General features: G+C 62.4%; 19 protein-coding genes. 17 read left to right on the top strand and 2 right to left on the bottom strand.

Features of this window, described 5'->3' with window-relative positions:
- The first annotated feature begins 297 nt into the window (after positions 1 to 297).
- Genes LFT45_RS23080 through LFT45_RS23070 form a run of 3 tightly spaced genes read left to right on the top strand, consistent with a single transcriptional unit; the run spans position 298 to position 5,234 of the window.
- Positions 298 to 915: a hypothetical protein gene (locus tag LFT45_RS23080; RefSeq protein WP_236809786.1), complete on the top strand. Its 618-nt coding sequence runs from the start codon at positions 298 to 300 to the stop codon at positions 913 to 915.
- Positions 908 to 4,207 carry a DEAD/DEAH box helicase family protein gene (locus LFT45_RS23075; RefSeq protein ID WP_236809784.1) on the top strand — a complete coding sequence of 1,100 codons (3,300 nt, stop codon included), beginning with the start codon at positions 908 to 910 and terminating at the stop codon, positions 4,205 to 4,207. Before LFT45_RS23080 ends, LFT45_RS23075 begins: the two co-directional genes overlap by 8 nt.
- Positions 4,200 to 5,234 carry an Eco57I restriction-modification methylase domain-containing protein gene (locus LFT45_RS23070; RefSeq protein ID WP_236809782.1) on the top strand — a complete coding sequence of 345 codons (1,035 nt, stop codon included), beginning with the start codon at positions 4,200 to 4,202 and terminating at the stop codon, positions 5,232 to 5,234. Before LFT45_RS23075 ends, LFT45_RS23070 begins: the two co-directional genes overlap by 8 nt.
- Before the next feature lie 408 nt (positions 5,235 to 5,642).
- Here LFT45_RS23070 and LFT45_RS23065 read toward each other — a convergent pair whose 3' ends face one another.
- Entirely contained in the window at positions 5,643 to 5,861 is a 219-nt protein-coding gene (locus LFT45_RS23065) for a hypothetical protein (protein WP_236809780.1), read from the bottom strand.
- A gap of 674 nt (positions 5,862 to 6,535) precedes the next feature.
- On the opposite strand from LFT45_RS23065, the gene LFT45_RS23060 reads away from it, so the two are divergent.
- From LFT45_RS23060 to LFT45_RS23030, 7 genes are all read left to right on the top strand, one after another.
- Positions 6,536 to 6,967 carry a hypothetical protein gene (locus LFT45_RS23060; RefSeq protein WP_236809778.1) on the top strand — a complete coding sequence of 144 codons (432 nt, stop codon included), beginning with the start codon at positions 6,536 to 6,538 and terminating at the stop codon, positions 6,965 to 6,967.
- Between the two features lie 78 nt (positions 6,968 to 7,045).
- Complete coding sequence (locus LFT45_RS23055) at positions 7,046 to 7,396, top strand: hypothetical protein (RefSeq protein WP_236809776.1); 351 nt, start codon at positions 7,046 to 7,048, stop codon at positions 7,394 to 7,396.
- 593 nt (positions 7,397 to 7,989) lie between these two features.
- Positions 7,990 to 8,970, top strand: a complete 981-nt coding sequence (locus LFT45_RS23050) for a DUF4192 family protein (RefSeq protein ID WP_236809774.1) — start codon at positions 7,990 to 7,992, stop codon at positions 8,968 to 8,970.
- Between the two features lie 186 nt (positions 8,971 to 9,156).
- Positions 9,157 to 9,306, top strand: a complete 150-nt coding sequence (locus tag LFT45_RS23045; protein ID WP_236809772.1) for a hypothetical protein — start codon at positions 9,157 to 9,159, stop codon at positions 9,304 to 9,306.
- Between the two features lie 1,377 nt (positions 9,307 to 10,683).
- A complete protein-coding gene (gene dprA / locus LFT45_RS23040; RefSeq protein ID WP_236809770.1) occupies positions 10,684 to 11,592 on the top strand; it encodes a DNA-processing protein DprA in 909 nt (302 codons plus the stop codon).
- 64 nt (positions 11,593 to 11,656) lie between these two features.
- Entirely contained in the window at positions 11,657 to 11,968 is a 312-nt protein-coding gene (locus LFT45_RS23035) for a hypothetical protein (protein ID WP_236809767.1), read from the top strand.
- Between the two features lie 1,013 nt (positions 11,969 to 12,981).
- The gene (locus tag LFT45_RS23030; RefSeq protein ID WP_236809764.1) at positions 12,982 to 14,328 is read left to right on the top strand and encodes a ParB/RepB/Spo0J family partition protein; all 1,347 of its coding nucleotides are present in this window, start codon (positions 12,982 to 12,984) and stop codon (positions 14,326 to 14,328) included.
- 324 nt (positions 14,329 to 14,652) lie between these two features.
- On the opposite strand, the gene LFT45_RS23025 is transcribed toward LFT45_RS23030, so the two are convergent.
- Positions 14,653 to 14,880, bottom strand: a complete 228-nt coding sequence (locus LFT45_RS23025; RefSeq protein ID WP_236809763.1) for a DUF2188 domain-containing protein — start codon at positions 14,878 to 14,880, stop codon at positions 14,653 to 14,655.
- A 501-nt stretch (positions 14,881 to 15,381) separates the two neighbouring features.
- Between LFT45_RS23025 and LFT45_RS23020 the strand changes: the two genes are divergently transcribed.
- The 7 genes from LFT45_RS23020 to LFT45_RS22990 all read left to right on the top strand — a co-directional run bounded on the left by LFT45_RS23020 (position 15,382) and on the right by LFT45_RS22990 (position 18,568).
- Positions 15,382 to 15,690: a DUF6966 domain-containing protein gene (locus tag LFT45_RS23020; protein WP_236809761.1), complete on the top strand. Its 309-nt coding sequence runs from the start codon at positions 15,382 to 15,384 to the stop codon at positions 15,688 to 15,690.
- A gap of 242 nt (positions 15,691 to 15,932) precedes the next feature.
- Complete coding sequence (locus LFT45_RS23015; RefSeq protein WP_236809759.1) at positions 15,933 to 16,199, top strand: glutaredoxin family protein; 267 nt, start codon at positions 15,933 to 15,935, stop codon at positions 16,197 to 16,199.
- Between the two features lie 5 nt (positions 16,200 to 16,204).
- Entirely contained in the window at positions 16,205 to 17,110 is a 906-nt protein-coding gene (locus LFT45_RS23010) for a single-stranded DNA-binding protein (RefSeq protein WP_236809757.1), read from the top strand.
- Positions 17,111 to 17,226: 116 nt separating this feature from the next.
- Positions 17,227 to 17,529, top strand: a complete 303-nt coding sequence (locus LFT45_RS23005; RefSeq protein WP_236809755.1) for a hypothetical protein — start codon at positions 17,227 to 17,229, stop codon at positions 17,527 to 17,529.
- On the top strand, positions 17,526 to 17,978 hold the full coding sequence (locus LFT45_RS23000) for a hypothetical protein (protein WP_236809754.1): 453 nt from the start codon (positions 17,526 to 17,528) through the stop codon (positions 17,976 to 17,978). Before LFT45_RS23005 ends, LFT45_RS23000 begins: the two co-directional genes overlap by 4 nt.
- Before the next feature lie 15 nt (positions 17,979 to 17,993).
- Positions 17,994 to 18,263, top strand: a complete 270-nt coding sequence (locus tag LFT45_RS22995; RefSeq protein WP_236809752.1) for a ParB family protein — start codon at positions 17,994 to 17,996, stop codon at positions 18,261 to 18,263.
- Positions 18,264 to 18,265: 2 nt separating this feature from the next.
- Positions 18,266 to 18,568 (top strand): helix-turn-helix domain-containing protein, encoded by a 303-nt coding sequence (locus LFT45_RS22990; RefSeq protein WP_236809751.1) that lies wholly within the window; start codon positions 18,266 to 18,268, stop codon positions 18,566 to 18,568.
- The last annotated feature ends 78 nt before the right edge of the window (positions 18,569 to 18,646 follow it).

The following is an 18,646-nucleotide window of genomic DNA, read 5'->3' as shown; positions in this document are numbered from 1 at the left end:
GGGCCGGGATGGCGACCCCAGGCGAAGTTCCTGCAGAAGCCATGAGTCGGCAGCCAAGGACCTCGAGATCTCGCAGGTAATGTTAGGCAGGGTTGGCGCTTTGCTCGCAACGCCTTCCGGTTGGGGCCCCAGCCGATCATTGCCCGAAGACTCGGCTTGCAGAATTGGAGTGCATGTGTCGCCATCACGAGATGACCGGTCAGCGACCGACGACCCCTACGCCACGGGCTCCGTTCATACATTGAGGCACGGGTGGCGCCAGTGACGGTGACAGAGACTTTCATTGAGGAGCTGGTCGTGAAGTCGCGCCATCGGGTCAAGAGCTATGGGGAGGTCTTCACCCCACGTCACATGGTCAACCGGATGCTCGACTTGGTCCGCGATGAGTTGGAGGCCGGCCGCGACTTCGTCGACAAGACCTTCCTTGAACCTGCAGCGGGGGACGGCAACTTCCTGGTCGCGATCCTGCGTCGCAAGCTTAACGCGATCGAGAAGCGGTACCCGGTCGAGGAGTGGCCGGAAGAGTCGTTGTTCGCACTGGCCTCTATCTACGGCATCGAGCTGCTTGAGGACAACCACCAGGACGCGAAGGCGATCATGCTCGCCGAGTTCCTGGGCTTCCACCAAACCCACGGCACTCCCTGCGGCCCGAACACCGACCTACGCCGGGCGGCAGTGTTTCTCATCGACACGAACATCGCCCGCGGGAACACCCTAACCGGCCAGAACTCGGAGGGCCAGGACATCCAGTTCTCGTGGTGGAACCGGGTTGAAGGAGCCCCAGGCATGGTGCAGCGTGAGCCGTTCACACTCGCCTCGTTACGCGACGACGGCGGCTTCGATTTCACCTTCTACGACAGCTATCAAGTGTGCCGGATCGACAAGGTCCACAAGAAAGTGAGGGCCGGTGCCTAGTCCGAACATCAGCACGTTCCGCGAAATCACGCCGCTGATCTACTCATGGACGACGTCCGACATCCCCAAGTACGACGGCTGGGAGAAAATCGGGTACACGGAACAGCAGACCGCCGACGCCCGTATTGCACAGCAGGCATCCCAGCTGTCCGTCGAGAAGAAGAAACTGTGGGCACGCCGAGCCTTGTTCACGTCTGAAACCGGCGGGCGTTTTACCGACAAGGACTTCCACGCCTATCTTCACCAGCAAGGCGTCGATCGCGAGACCCAGCCCAAGCGCACGGAATGGCATCACTTTAAGGTTGCTCCGAAGAGGTCACTAGATTACTTCAATGACTTCGCGGGCCAAGATTTCTCTGATTTGTTGAGCACAGGGGTGGAAGAGGACTACGTCCTGCGCCCCGAGCAGCAGGCAGCCGTCGACCAGGCAGTGGCTGCTTTCCAGCAGTCAGGGCAGAGCGAGGTCCTTTGGAATGCCAAGCCGCGGTTCGGCAAGACACTGACGACATACGACCTGATGCGGACCCTGGACGTCCGGCGGGTCCTGATTGTCACTAACCGCCCCGCAGTCGCGAACTCCTGGCACGATGACTTCGTCCGCTTCATCGGTCACCAAACGACGTTCAAGTTTGTCTCGGAGTCCCCTTCGCTGGCGGGCCCTGTGCCTATGACACGCGAGCAGTGGCGGGCCTTCTCGGGCGACCATCAGGATGAGGACCCGCGGATCGTGGAGTTCCTGTCGCTGCAGGACCTCAAGGGGTCACAGTACTTCGGCGGTACGTACGACAAGCTCAAGCACATTACACGGTTCGACTGGGATCTGCTGGTGATCGATGAGGCCCATGAGGGCATCGACACCATCAAGACCGGTGTCGCGTTCGAACAGATCAAGCGCAAGTGGACACTGCACCTGTCGGGCACGCCGTTTAAGGCACTGGCGGACGGAAAGTTCGACCAGGACCAAATCTTCAACTGGACCTATGAGGACGAGCAGACAGCCCGTCAGCAATGGGAGAACAACGGCCAGGAGAACCCGTACGCGGAGCTGCCGACGCTGAACCTGTTGACCTACCAGATCTCGCGGATGATCACGGACCGTCTGGCCGAGGGCGTCGCCATCAAAGAAGATGAGGAGAACATCGACTACACGTTCGACCTCAACGAGTTCTTCGCGACGAAAGACAACGGCTTCTTCGAACATGAGCTCGAGGTCATCAAATTTCTCGACTGCCTCGTGGCCAATGAGAAGTACCCGTTCTCCACGCCCGAGCTGCGCGATGAGGTTCGCCACTCCTTCTGGCTGCTCAACCGCGTGGCCTCGGCCAAGGCGCTGGAGAAGCTCCTTAAGAGGCACGACGTCTTCAAGGACTACACCATCATCTTGGCGGCCGGCGACGGACGCTCGGATGAGACCGACCCGGTCGCAGTAGGCAAGTCCCTCGACAAGGTGCGCATGGCTATTGCCGAGGCCGAGAAGTCGGACGGCAGGACAATAACGCTGTCTGTCGGGCAGCTAACCACAGGCGTCACCGTGCCGGAGTGGACCGCGGTCATCATGCTGTCGAACCTGTCCTCACCTGCCCAGTACATGCAGGCGGCGTTCCGGGCGCAGAATCCCTGCACGTTCGAGCGCGGTGGGCGCGTGTTCCAGAAGCAGAACGCATACATCTTCGATTTCGCACCCGAGCGTACGCTGACCATATTCGACGCCTTCGCAAACAACCTGCACCCATACCCCCCGGGCGACCAGCGGGCACGACAGGACAATATCGGCCGGCTGCTGAACTTCTTCCCGGTGTTGGGTGAAGACGCTGAGGGCCGGATGATAGAGCTCAATGCCTCCCAGGTCCTGACATTCCCGCAGGTGTTCAAGGCTCGCGAGGTTGTGCGCCGTGGCTTCCTGTCGAATTTGTTGTTCGCGAACGTGGCAGGCATCTTCCGGTATTCCGAGCACTTTAAGGAGATCCTGGAGAAGCTGCCCACGGCGAAGCAGGGCAAGGTCAACACTGGGGAGTCCATCGAGTTTCCACAGCCGCCGCCCACCACAGACCTCGACGGCAACGTCAAGGTCGACGTGGAGACGGTTATCAACCCCAAGGTCGCCGAGCTCGGCAAGCCCGTCTACAGCCTCGAGGAGATCCCTACGCCCGAGCCCGATGCCCCGGCGTCTACGACGGCGACAGCCATCGCCAAGGCGGTTACCGAGCAAACGCGCTCCAAGCGCGAAGAGTTGACGAAGGCATACGGGCTCACCGCGGCGCAGGCCCAGCGTGACGTCAAGCGCACCGAGCAGGCCGTGAAGCACCAGGTCGAGCGCGCATATACCGAGCACAACATCGCCAGTAAGCACATCGAGGACGAGCTAAAGAATGCGGCCACGGAGGCCGATGCCCAGGCTGTTGAGGCCAAGAAGGCAGAGCAAGACGAAGCGTTCAAGGCCAACGTCCTGGCCATCGTAGACAAGACGATGGCCGAGATCGTACCCGAGGTGGTCACTCGCGAGGAGACCAAAAAGGAGCAGGGGCGGGCAGACCAGACAATGGACGACGCTCGCTCCCACCTTCGCGGATTTGCCCGCACGATCCCCATGTTCCTCATGGCATATGGGAATCGCGGCATCCGGTTATCCAACTTCGACGACTACACGCCCGGCCCTGTGTTCGAGGAGATCACGGGCATCAGCGAGGCTGAGTTCCGTCTGCTGCGTGACGGCCAGGAAGTCGCGGAGGAGAACGGCAACGTGACGATGATCCCTGGCCTTTTCGACGAGACGGTCTTCGACCAAGCCATCCAGGAGTTCCTGGACAAGAAGGAAACTCTCGCCGATTACTTCGACGACGCGCAGACCGAGAACATTTTCGCGTACATCCCGCAGCAGAAGACGTCCTTGGTTTTCACCCCTCCACCAGTGGTTAAGACCATGGTCGACACCTTGGCAGAGGAGGATCCGGGGATCTTCACCGACCCTGACAGGACCTTCGCCGACCTGTTCTCAACTGCAGGGTTGTTCTTGATGGAACTCGTGCGACGTCTCGACACCGGCCTCACTGAAGTGTTCCCGGACCAGGAGGAGAGACTGCGGCACATCTTGACCTCACAGATCTTCGAGATGAGCCACAACGAGATTCTCCACCGAATCACCATCGAGGCGGTCTCCGGCGGTGTACCCGAGCGCAAGGCGTGGATCGAAGGCTCCGGTCACTTCCGTGTTGGAAACCTGGCCCGGATGACCCCGAATGAGCGGCAGAAGATGGTCGACGACATGCTACGGAAGGGCACTGACCATGACTAAGAAATTCGATGTTGTCATCGGTAACCCGCCCTACCAGGAGGAAGCTCAGGGCGCGGGTACCCGAGACACCCCCGTCTACCACCTGTTCATGGAGGCGGCCTACGAAGTCGGCAAGAAGGCCGTACTCATCACCCCAGCACGCTTCCTGTTCAACGCGGGTTTCACGCCCAAGGCATGGAACGAGAAGATGCTCGCGGACAAGCACTTGAGCGTTCCGCACTACGTCCCCAACAGTGATGAACTCTTCCCCGGCACCGACATTAAGGGCGGTATCGCGGTCACCTACCGCGACGAGGACAAGGAACACGATCCGATTGGGATCTTTGCAAAGTACCCGGAGTTGAACTCGATCCTCCTCAGGGTCATTGACTCGCACCATCGGTCGATGGAGCCGGAGATCACAAGTTCGCGCTCGTTTCGGTACACCGAGGAGTTGTACGTTGCCCACCCAGCGCTCCGGAAGCTTCGCCCGAAGGGGAACGAGTATCTGATCAGCACCAATACGTTCGCCCAGTTCGAAGAGGTACTCTTCTCCGAGCGCCCTGACGGACCGGAGACATGGTCAAGGATCCTTGGATTGGATGGGCGAGGCCGGGGATACCGCTGGATCCTCACTGAGTACCTCACGGGACCGGAGAGTCTCGGGGCGTACAAGGTCGTGCTCCCGGCTGCAAACGGTTCGGGCACCTTGGGTGAGGTCCTGTCGACTCCACTCGTCGCTGGCCCGCAGGTGGCGGTCACTCAGACCTTCATCACGATCGGATGCTTCAACGATGAGGCGGCCGCTGCCGCATGCCTCAAGTACGTCCACTCCAAGTTCGCCCGAGCCCTTCTAGGCGTTCTGAAGATCACTCAGCACAATCCCGCAAAGGCCTGGAAGTACGTCCCGCTGCAGGACTTCACATCAGGATCCGACATCGACTGGACCAAACCGATCCCGCAGATCGACCAGCAGCTGTACTCCAAGTACGGGCTCGACGCCGACGAAATCGACTTTATCGAGGCCCAGGTCAAGCCGATGGGATGACCGCTGGAGAGGCAGGCCAGAGGTTGATAAGCCTTAGTCTGCTCTCCTGGCGCCCCCGAGTGTCCACTGCCGCCACCGCGCGAGCCCGCCCGCAGTCGCTATACGTCCTGCGGGCGATCGGCTGTGTACTCCTGCGTGCCCTTGATCATGCGCGTCATGGCCCGCACAGAGTCAGGGTTTTCCTCCCAGCGGCTCCCATCACGCGTGCAAGCACTGAACGACCTAACGCCGGCTTCCTGGGCGGCCTCTCGAAGCTCGGACCAAGCCACTTCCAGGTCCGTCACCTGTGCCGGCGTCAGGGCCGGCGTTCAGTCTCCACGGCTGGTGGCACAGCGAAGGGCCCAAGTGCTGCAGTTGGTGTCCGGCGCCGGCCAATAAAGTCTCGCAGTCGAAAAGCCATATCTCCTCTTAGTAAATCGGGTAGTCCAAGTCGTCAAGCACTGGGTCCTCAGCAAGCTCAACATCCCCCAGGGCTTTTTCCTTTGACACCTCTTGCCCCTGAGGATCCAGCAATGCCCAACGAAAAACAGGATCCGCGCCAGGCTGAACGACCCGTCGCACCCAACGGTAACCATGCTCTTTCAGCTTTTCCTTATCGTCCCGGAACTGCTTGTCCTTTGCGACCACCCGCTGGACCCTAGCTTTCCCGGATTCACCGGATACGCACTCGCTGCAAACGTGCCGGCGGCCGTCAGCGCTGGATGGCCACCGGCCGAAGGCCTCTGCCGGCAGCATCTCTCCGCACCGTTTGCACTTCTTAGGGTCATGGATGTGAGACCCAGCGCTAAGATCGACCACTTCCTTGCAATACCCGCACGACTTCAAGTCCATGCCCCGCAAGGTACCAGAGAGACCGACACCGGATGTGGGAACGGGTCAGGGGTGAAGGGCAGGCTCGCTGGGCTCGCCCTGGTTTCCGCTGCGCTTCAACCAGTTGAGGGGCGTCCGCTGGCGCGGCCGGCTGTTGGGTCCAGTGCCGGCTCCGCAGAGCTCCGCCGTCCCTGGCCCTGTGTGTCTACGACGTTTTTTGGCTGCTGTCCTTCGGATTGTACGTGCCCGTTCCGGCCCCTCTAGCCCCTATCGTTCCTCCGGGGCCTGCGGCCCGCAAAAGTCTTCTCCGGCGCTCCTTCGTCGCTGATTTCCTCCGAAGATTTTCCGGGTCTTGCCCTGCGGGTAGACGGGACTGCACGGGCACAGCTCCGCAAGCTTCGCCAGCAGCCAAAAAACAACGGGGGGAGAGGGAAGCTGGCCGGTCACCTGAGCCGCCCGACACCCCCCACGTCTCTGCAAGGACAAAAACCATGAACGCAGTAAGCAAAAAGACCGTGACCCTCGCGGACACGGAGGAAACCATCGACGGCGTGACCGTGCTGGGTGATTACCACATGAACGGTGGCTACGACTGGATGGAGTTGATCGAAGAGCACGGCTGGGCCGTGCTCTCCAGCTGGGGCTGTGACGGCTGGGACCTTGGCCAGTGGCCCTACGTCATGGTCGCCGTTACCCGCACCGCTGACAGCATCGGCAACCTGTTTGGCATCGCCACCTACTGCGAGGGCGACGTGACGTGCACCTACTACCGGACGAAAGCCCGCCTGTGGGACGCGATCACCGAGCAAGCATTCTTCCACTGGAAGAACGGGCAGGCTCAAGGCCCGGCAGACCTGCCGGAAGCCGCCGCAGAACTGCCCAGCCGGTACCGGATGCCCTACGCCGTGCTGGACGCCGCCTAACCAGCACTGACAACCGCTGTACTGCCCGGCCGGAGCCGGGCAGTACAGCACCCCAACCGACTTCAAAGGAGCCAGCACATGAGCAACGACACCACCGCCGCAAAGGGCATCACCGCCCTGATCTACCGTGACTCCCTGGGCACGGACTTCTCAAACCGGGGCATCTCCGCCCGCGTCATGGAAGTAACCGTCATTGGCGAGGGCATCGACCCGGTATTCGAGGCCACCGAGGAACGGCCCGCCGTCCGACTCGTCAAAAACGAGCACTTCCACCGCGAAACCGTGATCCACGCCGAGCCGGTCACCCCGGCCGATGAACCCGCCCCGTGGTACATGTTCGGCGGAACGTTCATCTTCAGCAGTGACGCGAGATTCCGACGCGCAGCCGGACACTACGGAGCCGTCCCGCTGCACGACCGCCGCGAATAGGGCCGAGGGTGGCCGGTCTTTCGGGGCCGGTCACCGCGGGCGGTCCGCCGCAGGTGGACGGCTTGTGCTGGTGGTCGCCTGCGGCGGACCGCCGATCCCGCCGTAACCAGGTGCCGGGCGGCGGCCGCCGGCGGCAAGCCCTTCGTGGCAATGACCCTGGGGTTGTCCATGGCCCGGAGCGAAAGGCAGGCTCGCGGGGCTCGCCCTGGTTTCCGCTGCGCTCCAACCAGTTGACGGGCGTCCGCTGGCGCGGCCGGCTGTTGGGTCCAGGGCGCGCCGTCGCAGAGCTCCGGACCCCCTGGCCCTGTGTGTCTACGACGTTTTTTGGCTGCTGTCCTTCGGATTGTACGTGCCCGCCCCAACCCGGCTAGCCCCTCCTTCGTCGGGGCCTGCGTCCCGAAAATTCTTCAGCCAGGGATCAACGCTCCGCGCCGATCCCGCAAGATTTTTCGGCCCTTGCCCTGCGGGTAGTCGGGCCGGTTCGGGCACAGCTCCGCAAGCTTCGCCAGCAGCCAAAAAACAACGGGGGAAGGGAAGCTGGCCGGTCACCTAGGCCGCCCCACACCCCCCACGTCTCTGCAAGGACAAAAACCATGACCGAAAAACTGACCATCTCCGGTTCCGCTGACCTGCTCGCCGCCGTCCCGCACCTGCTGGGCAACCAGCCCAAGGAGTCGTTTGTCGTGCTGACCTCCCGCTTCGGCACCCTTGGAGCAACCCTCCGCATGGACGCACCGGCAGAGGCCGCACCACTGGATTACGCCCAAATGATGGCGACCTACGCCGCCAACGACGAGAAGGCCACGGGCAGCTTCGTGATCGTTTACACGGACGAGAAACCGGCCTACGGCTTCCCCTACGCCGCCCACGTGCTCGCACTCAGCACCGAGCTGGCCACTGCACGGATGCCCGTAAAAAGCGTCTTCCTCGTGACGGGCACCTACTGGGCAACCTACGGCACTCCAGAGAGGAACTCGCTGGATGAAATCCGCGACAGCAACGCCAACGTCACCTTGACCTATTTCGGATCCGCCCCCGATATCGACGTCTACAACCCCGAACTGTTGGGCGCGCGGGCCCTTCCGGTGCAGGCACCGGAAGGCACGGATCAGGACCTGGAAACCGCGTGCGGGGCATGGGCAGCCGTGCTGGACGGCGAAGGTACGCCGGACACGGAAACGGCGCGCCAGCTGGCCGCAGCATTCCAGCACCGCCACATCCGTGACTACCTATTTCGGGACACCATCACCACGCATAACGGCAACTTCGGTGACACCCTGACCGGCAAGTTCACCGCCCGCCCCGACTGGACGCGAGTGGACCGCGCGGAGGCTATTGCCTTCGACCTGATGAAGGTCGTACCCACCGGGCAGCGCGCCCCCATGCTGGCCCTGATGGGCTGGCTGGAATGGCTCAAAGGCCGAGGAACCCAGGCAGACCGCTACCTGAAACTTGCGGCCGAGGACGTTTCGGACTTCCGGCTCGCCGTGCTCCTGCGGGAACTCATCAACCGCGGAGCCGTCGCAGACGTCGCCCGAGACGAGGGCACTTCCTACCAGCGCCACCTGATCTAGGACAGCCGAGGCCGGGACGGATCACCTTCGAGGTATCCGTCCCGGCCTTCCCGTGGCGGGGCGGCCTCCCCCGCTGGCGCTCCTCCGGCCGCCGAGTCACGCTGACGCGGGCGCAGCCACCCACCCAGTCAGCATGCAGGATCCCGGACTACAGTAGGCAAAGACGCCACAAACGGGAGGGACGCTGTGGGCACCGAATACATCTTGACCGACGACGACAGGCCGGCCGCTGACGCGAGCCTGGCCGAGGACATCATCGAGCTGCAGCTGCTCACGGCCGGCGAAAAGACCGGTCCACTGGACACGGCGCACGCCCAGGAACACCACAACTTCTAAACCCGGCGCAGCCAAACTGCTGCGCCTATAGATTCCCTTGCAGAGGAAGCAGCGAGAGCCGGCACCAAGTGCCGGCTCTCGCTGTATATATTGCGCCAAAGAGTCATCGAGCTGATCGAGTGGCGGGCGGCGTGACGGGTTCCTGCACCCGGCGACGGGTGGGGCTTGGGCCCTAGGTCAGCCAAATTTGTAAGCGCTTATAGTGGACCCGTCATCCCGGGCAGGGCTGGAAAAGGAACTAGCCTACTAAACCGATTTGTGCAACCTCTGTGGATTACTTCGGGAATTCTGTGTATTCACAAATTTGCTGTCCGGGAAACTCGGGAATTCGGGTCCCGTACAACTAAGATGGGTTTGTTCCGCCTTTACGGCTTGGAAGGGCTGCCGGTCCGACCGTGCAGCTCCTGACTCCAGGAGAGGGGGTGGGGCAATGACTAAACGAGTCAAACGCAAGGTGTCCGCGCAAACGCAAGACGCCGCGCAACGCTTACTGCTAGTAAGGCAGATCGTAGGCGTATGCACGGCGTTCGTAGTTCTTGCAAGGGCGCTGTTTGGCTGGCATAGCTAGCCTCACAGCAGGTGGTGGTCCAGTTCGCAGCTGGGCCATCACTTGTTTAAGCCACCACTTGTTGGGTGTGCCAAGTATGCGTGCATATGCCCGCATACGCGGTGTCCCGCGCGGTGATGACTTCCATAGACTATCCCAAAGGAACGTTAGGGAACACTCTGCGCGAGTAAAAACTAAGACTTTTTTTATGGTCTTCCATAAAAAGGAATCCATTTTTTAGGTTCTCTTCGTATTCGAGAACGTATAAGAGTCCACAGATAGAGGCTCTAGAGAAGTCCTTCGAGATATGTCATCGGCTTATTCACACGGCTATTGAAGATCAGTCTTCAAGCAGCGGGTATCAACCCTCCACAATTGCCAATGTTTCCCTTCATCAGCCGACTCGCCAGGGACAAGGGCAGGCTCGCTGGGCTCGCCCTGGTTTGCGCTGCGCTTCAACCAGTTGGAGGGCGTCCGCTTCGCGGCCGGCTGTTGGGTCCAGTGCGTGCCGTCGCAGAGCTCCGGACCCCCTGGCCCTGGTGTGTCTACGACGTTTTTTGGCTGCTGTCCTTCGGATTGTACGTGCCCGTTCCGGCCCCTCTAGCCCCTCCGTTCCTCCGGGGCCTGCGGCCCGCAAAAGTCTTCTCCGGCGCTCCTTCGTCGCTTATTTCCTCCGAAGATTTTCCGGGTCTTGCCCTGCGGGTAGACGGGCCTGCACGGGCACAGCTCCGCAAGCTTCGCCAGCAGCCAAAAAACAACGGGGGGAAAGGGGAAGCTGGCCGGTCACCTGATCGCCCCACACCCCCCACGTCTCTGCAAGGACAAAAACCATGAACGATCGCATTGCACGCGCAGCCCTGACCCGCCTGTTCGAACCAAACGACACGGTAGGGCGGACCCTTGTGGGCAGGCTCGGCGCGTACGCCGCGCTGCGGCTCGCCACCGGTGCCCAACCGGCCCACACCCTCCCGGACGTGACACCCGAGGAACTGGCAGACGCACTGAATCGCTGGGCACCCCGCGTGCCGGATCTGGACCCGGAAAAGGACCTGGCCACCATCGAACGCCTGGGCGGAGGGTTTCTGATCCCCGGCGACGAGCACTGGCCCACCGGTCTGGACGACCTCCCGGACGCGCCGCTGGGCCTCTGGTACCGGGGCAACATCGGCAACGGAATCCCCGACCCGTCCAACTGCGCTGCGCTGGCCGGATCACGTGACTGCACCAGCTACGGCGCGGCCGTCACCGGCGATATCGCCTACAGCCTGGCTCAGCGCGGAATCTGCGTGATCGCCGGACTCGCCTACGGCATCGACGCCCACGCCCACCGCGCCGCACTGGCCGGAAGCGCCGGCAACGCCCCGGCCACCATCGCCGTCCTGGCCGGGGGACTGGACCGGGACTACCCGTCCGGGAACGCCGACCTCGCGGCCGCGATCCGCGCCAACGGACTCACACTCTCCGAGCTGCCCCCAGGATCCGCCCCCACCCGGTACCGCTTTCTGCAGAGGAACCGCATCATCGCGGCCCTGGCCGGTGTGACCTGTGTCGTGGAAGCCCGCTGGCGCTCCGGTGCGCTGAACACCGCCCACCACGCCGAAACCATCGCCCGGCACGTCGCCGCTGTCCCCGGGAGCGTCCACAGCGCAAACTCCGCAGGATGCCACCGGCTCCTGAAAGAAGGAGGCGCGGCGCTGGTCACCGACGCGGACGAACTGACCGAACTGCTCGCCAGCTAAGTAGACCGGTGGCCGGGACCCGCGTCCCGGCCGCCGCCCAGCTTTTGACGAAGGGAACAGGACCATGACGGACTTTTGGGATGCTGACGGCGACTTCGACTATGAAGCGCACTACGAGGCAGGCCAACGCGAGAAAGCGGCCGACACCGCCGCATGGATCGGTCACCCGGGAATGACGGATGCCATCTACTACTTCGGCCTGCAGGGCGGGGCAAACTCGACGTTTACGCCCGAACTGCTCTCAGCGCTGGACACATGGCAGGTCCAGCTCGAAAAGAGCGAAGCCGCCCCGGCCGACCAGGAAATCAAAGAGCTGCACCGACAGACGGAAGAAACCACCCGCGCGATCCTAGCAATGATCGACAGCGCCAGATAGGTGCCGGCGGGCTGTTCGCCTTGAGTGGGCGGGCGGTCCGCCGCAGGTGGCTGACCCGGGCGGATGGTTGCCGGCGACGGACCGCCGTTCCCGCAACCGCCGGCAGTGCTCACCTGGCGCGTGCGGCAAGCCCGAGCTGGTTCAGCCCTGGGCATTTCGAGTGGGGCCAGGAACAAAAGGCAGACTCGCAGGGCTCGCCCTGGTCTCCGCTGCGCTCCACCCAGGAGCCGGTCCTGCGCTGCGCTCCGGCCTATAAAGGCGCGTTTTTGCCTTACAAGTGGCTGGGTTGTTCTCCGTACAAGGCCACTGATCGTAGCCGTCCGGGGGCCCGACCCGTCAACCCACACTCCCGTCCAGACCCACGCGGTCGCTGCGCTCCCTTAGTTCGCGGACCTGCCCGTGCGCTCTTCGGGGTTGACGGCCTACCCTCGACCGGCTGCGACAGTGAGCAGCGGGCCCGCATTCTAAGAATGCGGACCCGCTGCTTGTAAACATCCTGCTGCTTACACCTTCGAGCATGACACATCGGCGGACTTGCTTCGGAGTTTCGGGCCCAGCCGTCACCGGCCAACTGGGGGGAATAGCCGGTGACGGGGGCACTCCCAGCTTACCGCCAGAGATCCTGGTTTCCGCTGCGCTTCAACCAGTTGATGGGCGTCCGCTTCGCGGCCGGCTGTTGGGTCCAGTGCGTGCCGTCGCAGAGCTCCGGACCCCCTGGCCCTGGTGTGTCTACGACGTTTTTTGGCTGCTGTCCTTCGGATTGTACGTGCCCGTTCCGGCCCCTCTAGCCCCTCCGTTCCTCCGGGGCCTGCGGCCCGCAAAAGTCTTCTCCGGCGCTCCTTCGTCGCTTATTTCCTCCGAAGATTTTCCGGGTCTTGCCCTGCGGGTAGACGGGCCTGCACGGGCACAGCTCCGCAAGCTTCGCCAGCAGCCAAAAAACAACGGGGGGAGAGGGAAGCTGGCCGGTCACCTGATCGCCCCACACCCCCCACGTCTCTGCAAGGACAAAAACCATGAACGCAACACCCACACTCGAAATGCTCGATCCGGCCACCCTGACCGTCGATATCAACGTCCGGAAGGACGCCGCCCTGACCGCCGATTTCATTGCCAGCATCAAGGAACATGGCGTGATGGAACCAGTGATCGCCCACCGCAAGGACGACGGAACCGTGCACGTCCTGATGGGCCAGCGCCGGACCCGCGCCGCCGTCCAAGCAGGGCGGGACAGCATCCCGGTAATGATCATCGAAAGCCCCGAAGAAGCCGAACGTATCGTCACGCAGGTTGTGGAGAACATCCAGCGGGCCGAACTGACCGAAGCCGACGAGGCCGACGCCTACCACCAGCTGTCCCTGATCGGCGTCTCGGCCGCCGCGATCGCCAAGAAGACCGGACGGACCAAGACCACCGTCGAGTCCGCCCTTAAAGCCAAGTCCACCGAGACCGGAGCCGCCGCCCTGGGCAAGGGATACACCATCGAAGAGGCTTTGGTACTCGCGGAATTTGAGTCAGACGAGGAAGCCACCGCCGAGCTCGAGTCCGTCATCATGGACGAACCCGACATGCTCCTGCACGTCACCCAGCAGCTGCGCGACAAGCGCGACCGCGCCGCCGCGCTGGCCGCACTCACCGCAGAGCTGGAATCGGACGGAACGACTGTTGTCCCGGAATGCGGGTACGGGGAGGACAGCGAAACCCTCCGGGTCACGTCCCTGAAAAGGGCGGACGGCGAACCGGCCACAGACGAAGACGGAAACGCCGTCTACATCGAGACGGACTATCGCGGCGAACACTCCGCCGTCGCCGTCGTCACCGGCTGGAAAGACCTGGGCTTCACCCTCCGCTACTACAGCGGCTACGGCACGTCATCGGCCCCGAAAGGACCGATGACCGATGAGCAGAAGGCCGAACGGAAAACCCTGATCGAGAACAACAAGCTGATGCAGTCCGCAACTGTGGTCAGGCGTGAATGGGTCAAAAACCTGCTGGCAAAGAAGCAGGCCCCCAAGGGCTGGCAATACTTCACCGTCCACGCGATCACCCACCACTCCGAAACCGCCAGCGGCTACGAGGGAAAGGTAGCCGCTGAGATGGCCGGGGCGAAGTTCGAAGAATCCAACCAGTGGGCATGGAACCCGCTCAGGGACCACGTCGCCAAGACCACCACACGGCCGGAATTCTCCCTGATCGCGCTGATCTGCGCCGGGTACGAAAAGACCATCCAAAAGGACTCGTGGCGCTCACCCAGCCAAACCCACCGGGACTACCTGAACCAGCTGGTCCTCTGGGGCTACATGGCAAGCGAGGTCGAAAAGATCATCATCGACAGCGGCGAAAAGGCTAAGACAGCCGAATAACGGCTCCTGTGCCGGGCGGAGGATCCCGAACCCCGCCCGGCACAGACCCAATCACCGCAGGAAGGCCAGGAACCTTCCAGAATTCGGGCGGTCCGCCGCCCAGGGCGAACCACAGCAACCACTCACCAGCGGCGGACCGCCGTCCTGCGCCAGGAACCAGGAACATAGAACAGGAGCCGCGCTCCAGCAATGAGGCTGGAAAAGAACGCGGCCATCACGTCAGCTAAACTGACCCATAGATTTCTTGCAGAGAAACCCGAAAGGAGCCGGCACACATGCCGGCTCCTTTCCGGGTTAACCGGGGAGCCGAAGCCCCGCGTTGACTCAGCCCGGGACGTTCCGGGGATCGTTGCCGTAGCTGTTCTTCGAGCCGATCTGACCATCCTGGTTCTTAATGACGTGCTCGACCTTGTCCGCCTGGGCCGCTTCCCGGCCTGCAGCTTCTGCTTCGTCCTTGGTGCCGTAGCCGGCGCCAAACGCCCGGGTAGTGCCCTCGCGCTTGTTCTTCCACTGGCCATCTTCGTAATACGTCTCGACGTCACCCTGAGCCACTGCACACTCCCTCTGCCGTTCCGGATACTGACACCCGCTGCAAAGCGCGGGTAGCGAAAAGCCCCGCAACACAAATGAAGTGGCGGGGCCTCCCTGGCAACCACTCCGCCTGATGGGGGCCAGGCGGAGAAGATGACACCAAACTAATAGAAAGCATGCTTACTTTTCAAGTTGCCGCGCCTGATACCGCTGGATTACACCCTTCGGGCCAAGTTCCCCATGGTCCAATTCCAGCGCTGCCGACGCATCTATTTCCGGGGCTAGCCTTCTTTCAGCAGGGACGACGCCAATTCACTGGGGGAGTGGACTTTCCAGGGCATCTCGCCCAACGGCCCCGGGACCGGCTTTCAGGCACATGGGGGCTGCCGCCGTGGCCAACCAGCGGGGATGACCACAGTCGTCGGCGGCGAAACTCACCGACCGTTCGCGATGTCGAGCGCAACCTGCTGTTCGGGAAGGCGCTGCCCCGGTTGCATAGAGTGTCGTCTCTAGAATTGCCCTATGAGCAGTAAACCGCGCACCGTCGAAGCCGTTCGGACTGAGATCCTTTCCGCGATTGCCGAGGTCCGCGCAGCCGCGCGGTTGGGCCGGGATGAGCAGCGAGCCCATACCGCCGACTGGCTCGACGGGTTGTTCGCCGGCGTCTCTGATCGGCGTGGTCTGCGCGAGGCCTCAGCCCAGGGCCTCAACCTGTATCGCGGCGGCATGGGCTCATTCAGGGACGTGGGTTATGCAGCTGCAGGACACGCCGTTGACCGTCTGCATGCTGCCCTACGGCGAGGCCGGTCCTGGTTCCTGCGCAACTCCTGACCAACACATTCTGGCCCGCGGGTGGCCTTGTGCGGAGGACTTCTGACGGTCCGTCCAGACGACTCCGGAACGACACCCGAAGCAGCGACCAGGCGAGCGTGTTAGGCCGCTGAGTAGTGGAATAAAAATCCCTAGGATCAGCGGCAAAGTGCCTATTCATTCAGTTGAATGATTGGTAGAATTGAAGTAGCAAGTCAGCCAGACGAACGAAACTAATCTTGATACGAAACCAGGTGCTGAAAATGACTGCTTCGCCCACCGCTTACACGGTTTACACTAAGCCGGACTGCCCCAACTGTGAGAAGACGAAGGACTACTTCGATTCCAAGGGCGTCACCTATACGGCCGTGGACATTATCGAAGTGCCGGCAGCGCTGGAGTACATCACCGCCGAACTCGGCTACTCCCAGGCGCCCGTTGTCGTGAACAACTCCGATGACCAGGATCGCTGGTCCGGCCTGCGCCGCGACAAGCTCGTCCAGGCGGGCATGACTCACAAGGCGGCGTGAGGACCGTGAGCTCCCCGCGCCCGGTTGTCGGGTTCAATCTCAGCCCACGGATCCCGTTGGAGGTGGACCTGTTCCGGCAGGTCAACCCCAGCGGCAGGATTCCCGCCGACATTGTGGACCCCTACGTTGTGGAACCCGCCATTGTGGACCCCCTCAGTGAGGACCTGTACGACGGCTACGCCATCCCGGACCAGGGAGGGGATGACCGGTACTTTGAGGCGATCAACCGCGCCTCGCTCGGGGAGGGCGGGCTCTGGGACGCACACACTGCGAACCAGTACCAGCCCAACGACCTCACCTACGACGAACCGGGTGGGACCGAACCTCAGAACGAACCCACAACACATACCGAGAACATCACCAGCACACGAGGAAAAGGAACCATCATGGCCGGCGAAACCACCATCACAGTCATCGGCAACCTCACCAGCGACCCTGAGCTGCGGTTTACCCCGAGCGGGTCGGCCGTAGCGAACTTCACCATCGCTTCAACGCCCAGGACTTTCGACCGACAGTCCAACGAGTGGAAGGACGGGGAGACGCTTTTCCTCCGGGCCGGCGTGTGGAGGGAAGCGGCGGAGAATGTGGCCGAGTCGCTGACCAAGGGCATGCGCGTGATCGTGACCGGCCGGCTGAAGTCCCGTTCCTACGAAACCAAGGAAGGCGAGAAGCGCACCGTGATAGAGCTGGAAGTGGACGAGATCGGACCCTCCCTCCGGTATTCGAACGCCAAAGTCAACCGCACCCAGCGCAGCAACCAGGGTGCACAGGCCGGCGGTGGATTCGGCGGACAGGGAAACAGTAACCAGGGCACGCAGTCAGCCCCGCAGAATGACCCTTGGGACATCCCGGCGACCAGCAACGCCGGCGGCGGCTGGGGCAACGGACCCGACTCCGAACCCCCGTTCTAACCGCTGCGCCTGTCGGGGCTGGCCAATACGCTGACCCCGACAAGCTTCTCCGCAAAGCGCACAAAAGACAGCAGCGGCCAGCATCTGGCTGACGCGCAGAAGAAAGGAATTGCTTCATGAATGCCATGAACGGCGGACTACCAGCGGATTTTGAGGGCATGACAGGTCGTATCCTGGGCATCCTGCCCCTCATGGTGGCGGGGCTGGCCGTCCTGTGTTTGGTGATCTGGCTGGCGGCCAAGTGGACGGATGCGCGGCGGGATAACCGCAACTTCAGGAAGTATGTTGAGGTGACCGACGAGGTCCGTAGATCCAACGGCGGGAAGCTGTCCGATGCGGAAGTTTCCGCGCAAGCTTTCGGAAAATATCTTGACGTAGCGGAGCCAAAGCTGGGCAACAACCGAAAGGCACAACGATGACGCACATAGATGACCTCCGGGTCTGGGCCAAAGGCATGTACACGATCGAGGCAGCCACGGAGCTGCTGATCCGGGCCTTTGGAGGGAAGTTTGCCGCCCCTGGTAACCCGTGGGTTCATACAAGTGCCGAGCCGCAGGGACCCGGTCAGGTGAGTGCCTGGATCGACTTCGCAGCCATCCCGGATGAGACGGGCGCGCTCTCTGGTGGGGAGCGTCGGTTCCTGCTATTGGCCGCGTCGCTGGCGGAGGATATTCCTGTGGTTCTGGGTGACCTGGTGCCGGGTCTTGACCGGGAAAACCTTGACCTGGTGCTGGCTGCCATTGCGCACGCCGGCGGCAGCCACCAGCACTCGGATGTCCGCTTCAACGAGGACGGTTCCATGTCGCTGGGGAAGGGTTACCTGGACAGCCTGCACCCGTGGCCGCCGGTGCTGCGTGCGGTCAAGTAGGCCCGGGGTGTCGTGATGGCGAAGCCCAAGAAGATTGCGGCGTTCACGCCCTACTACACGGAGGAGCAGGCCGAGGAGGTCCGTGCCGCTTTCGTGAACGCCGGCAAGCCTGAAGAGGGTGACGCGAGCGTTTCGGACTTCATTGTCCGGGCCAGCATGCGTGAGGCGAAGCGCCTGCAGCGCAAGTACAACGGCGGCAAACCGTGGCCTCCGGTGCCGGCCGGCGAGCTGCGGCGAGGGCAGAGAACGACGGATGAAATGCAGCACCGAAAAGAGGGCATGTAGAGATGGGTCAGTGGACTGAAGACATGGACAAGGCCGGCGCCCGGACGTCCCTGCCGTTCCCGAAGATGCTGACGATGGACGATGTCCAGGAGATCCTGAACCTCGGTAAACCAATGGTGTACGCGCTGCTGAGAAGCGGAGAAATTAAGGCGGCGCAATTCGGGCCCCGGGGCATTTGGAGGGTCCGGGAAGATGACCTGGCCTCATACATTGATGCCGCTTACGAGAAGACGGCGGAACGGATTGCGTCGGGCCAGGTAACCGAGGGCGAGGCAGCCGCGGAGGACACAGCAGAATCCGTTTGAAGCAGATGTGGAAAGGCAACGAGACCAATCCTCGATTGCAAGCCTGCCCATCACTAGCCGCACTCGACCGTTAGGACC

It is taken from the genome of Arthrobacter sp. FW305-BF8 (assembly GCF_021789315.1).
Taxonomy (GTDB): Bacteria; Actinomycetota; Actinomycetes; order Actinomycetales; family Micrococcaceae; genus Arthrobacter.
This window is presented reverse-complemented; position numbering and strand designations above follow the sequence as displayed.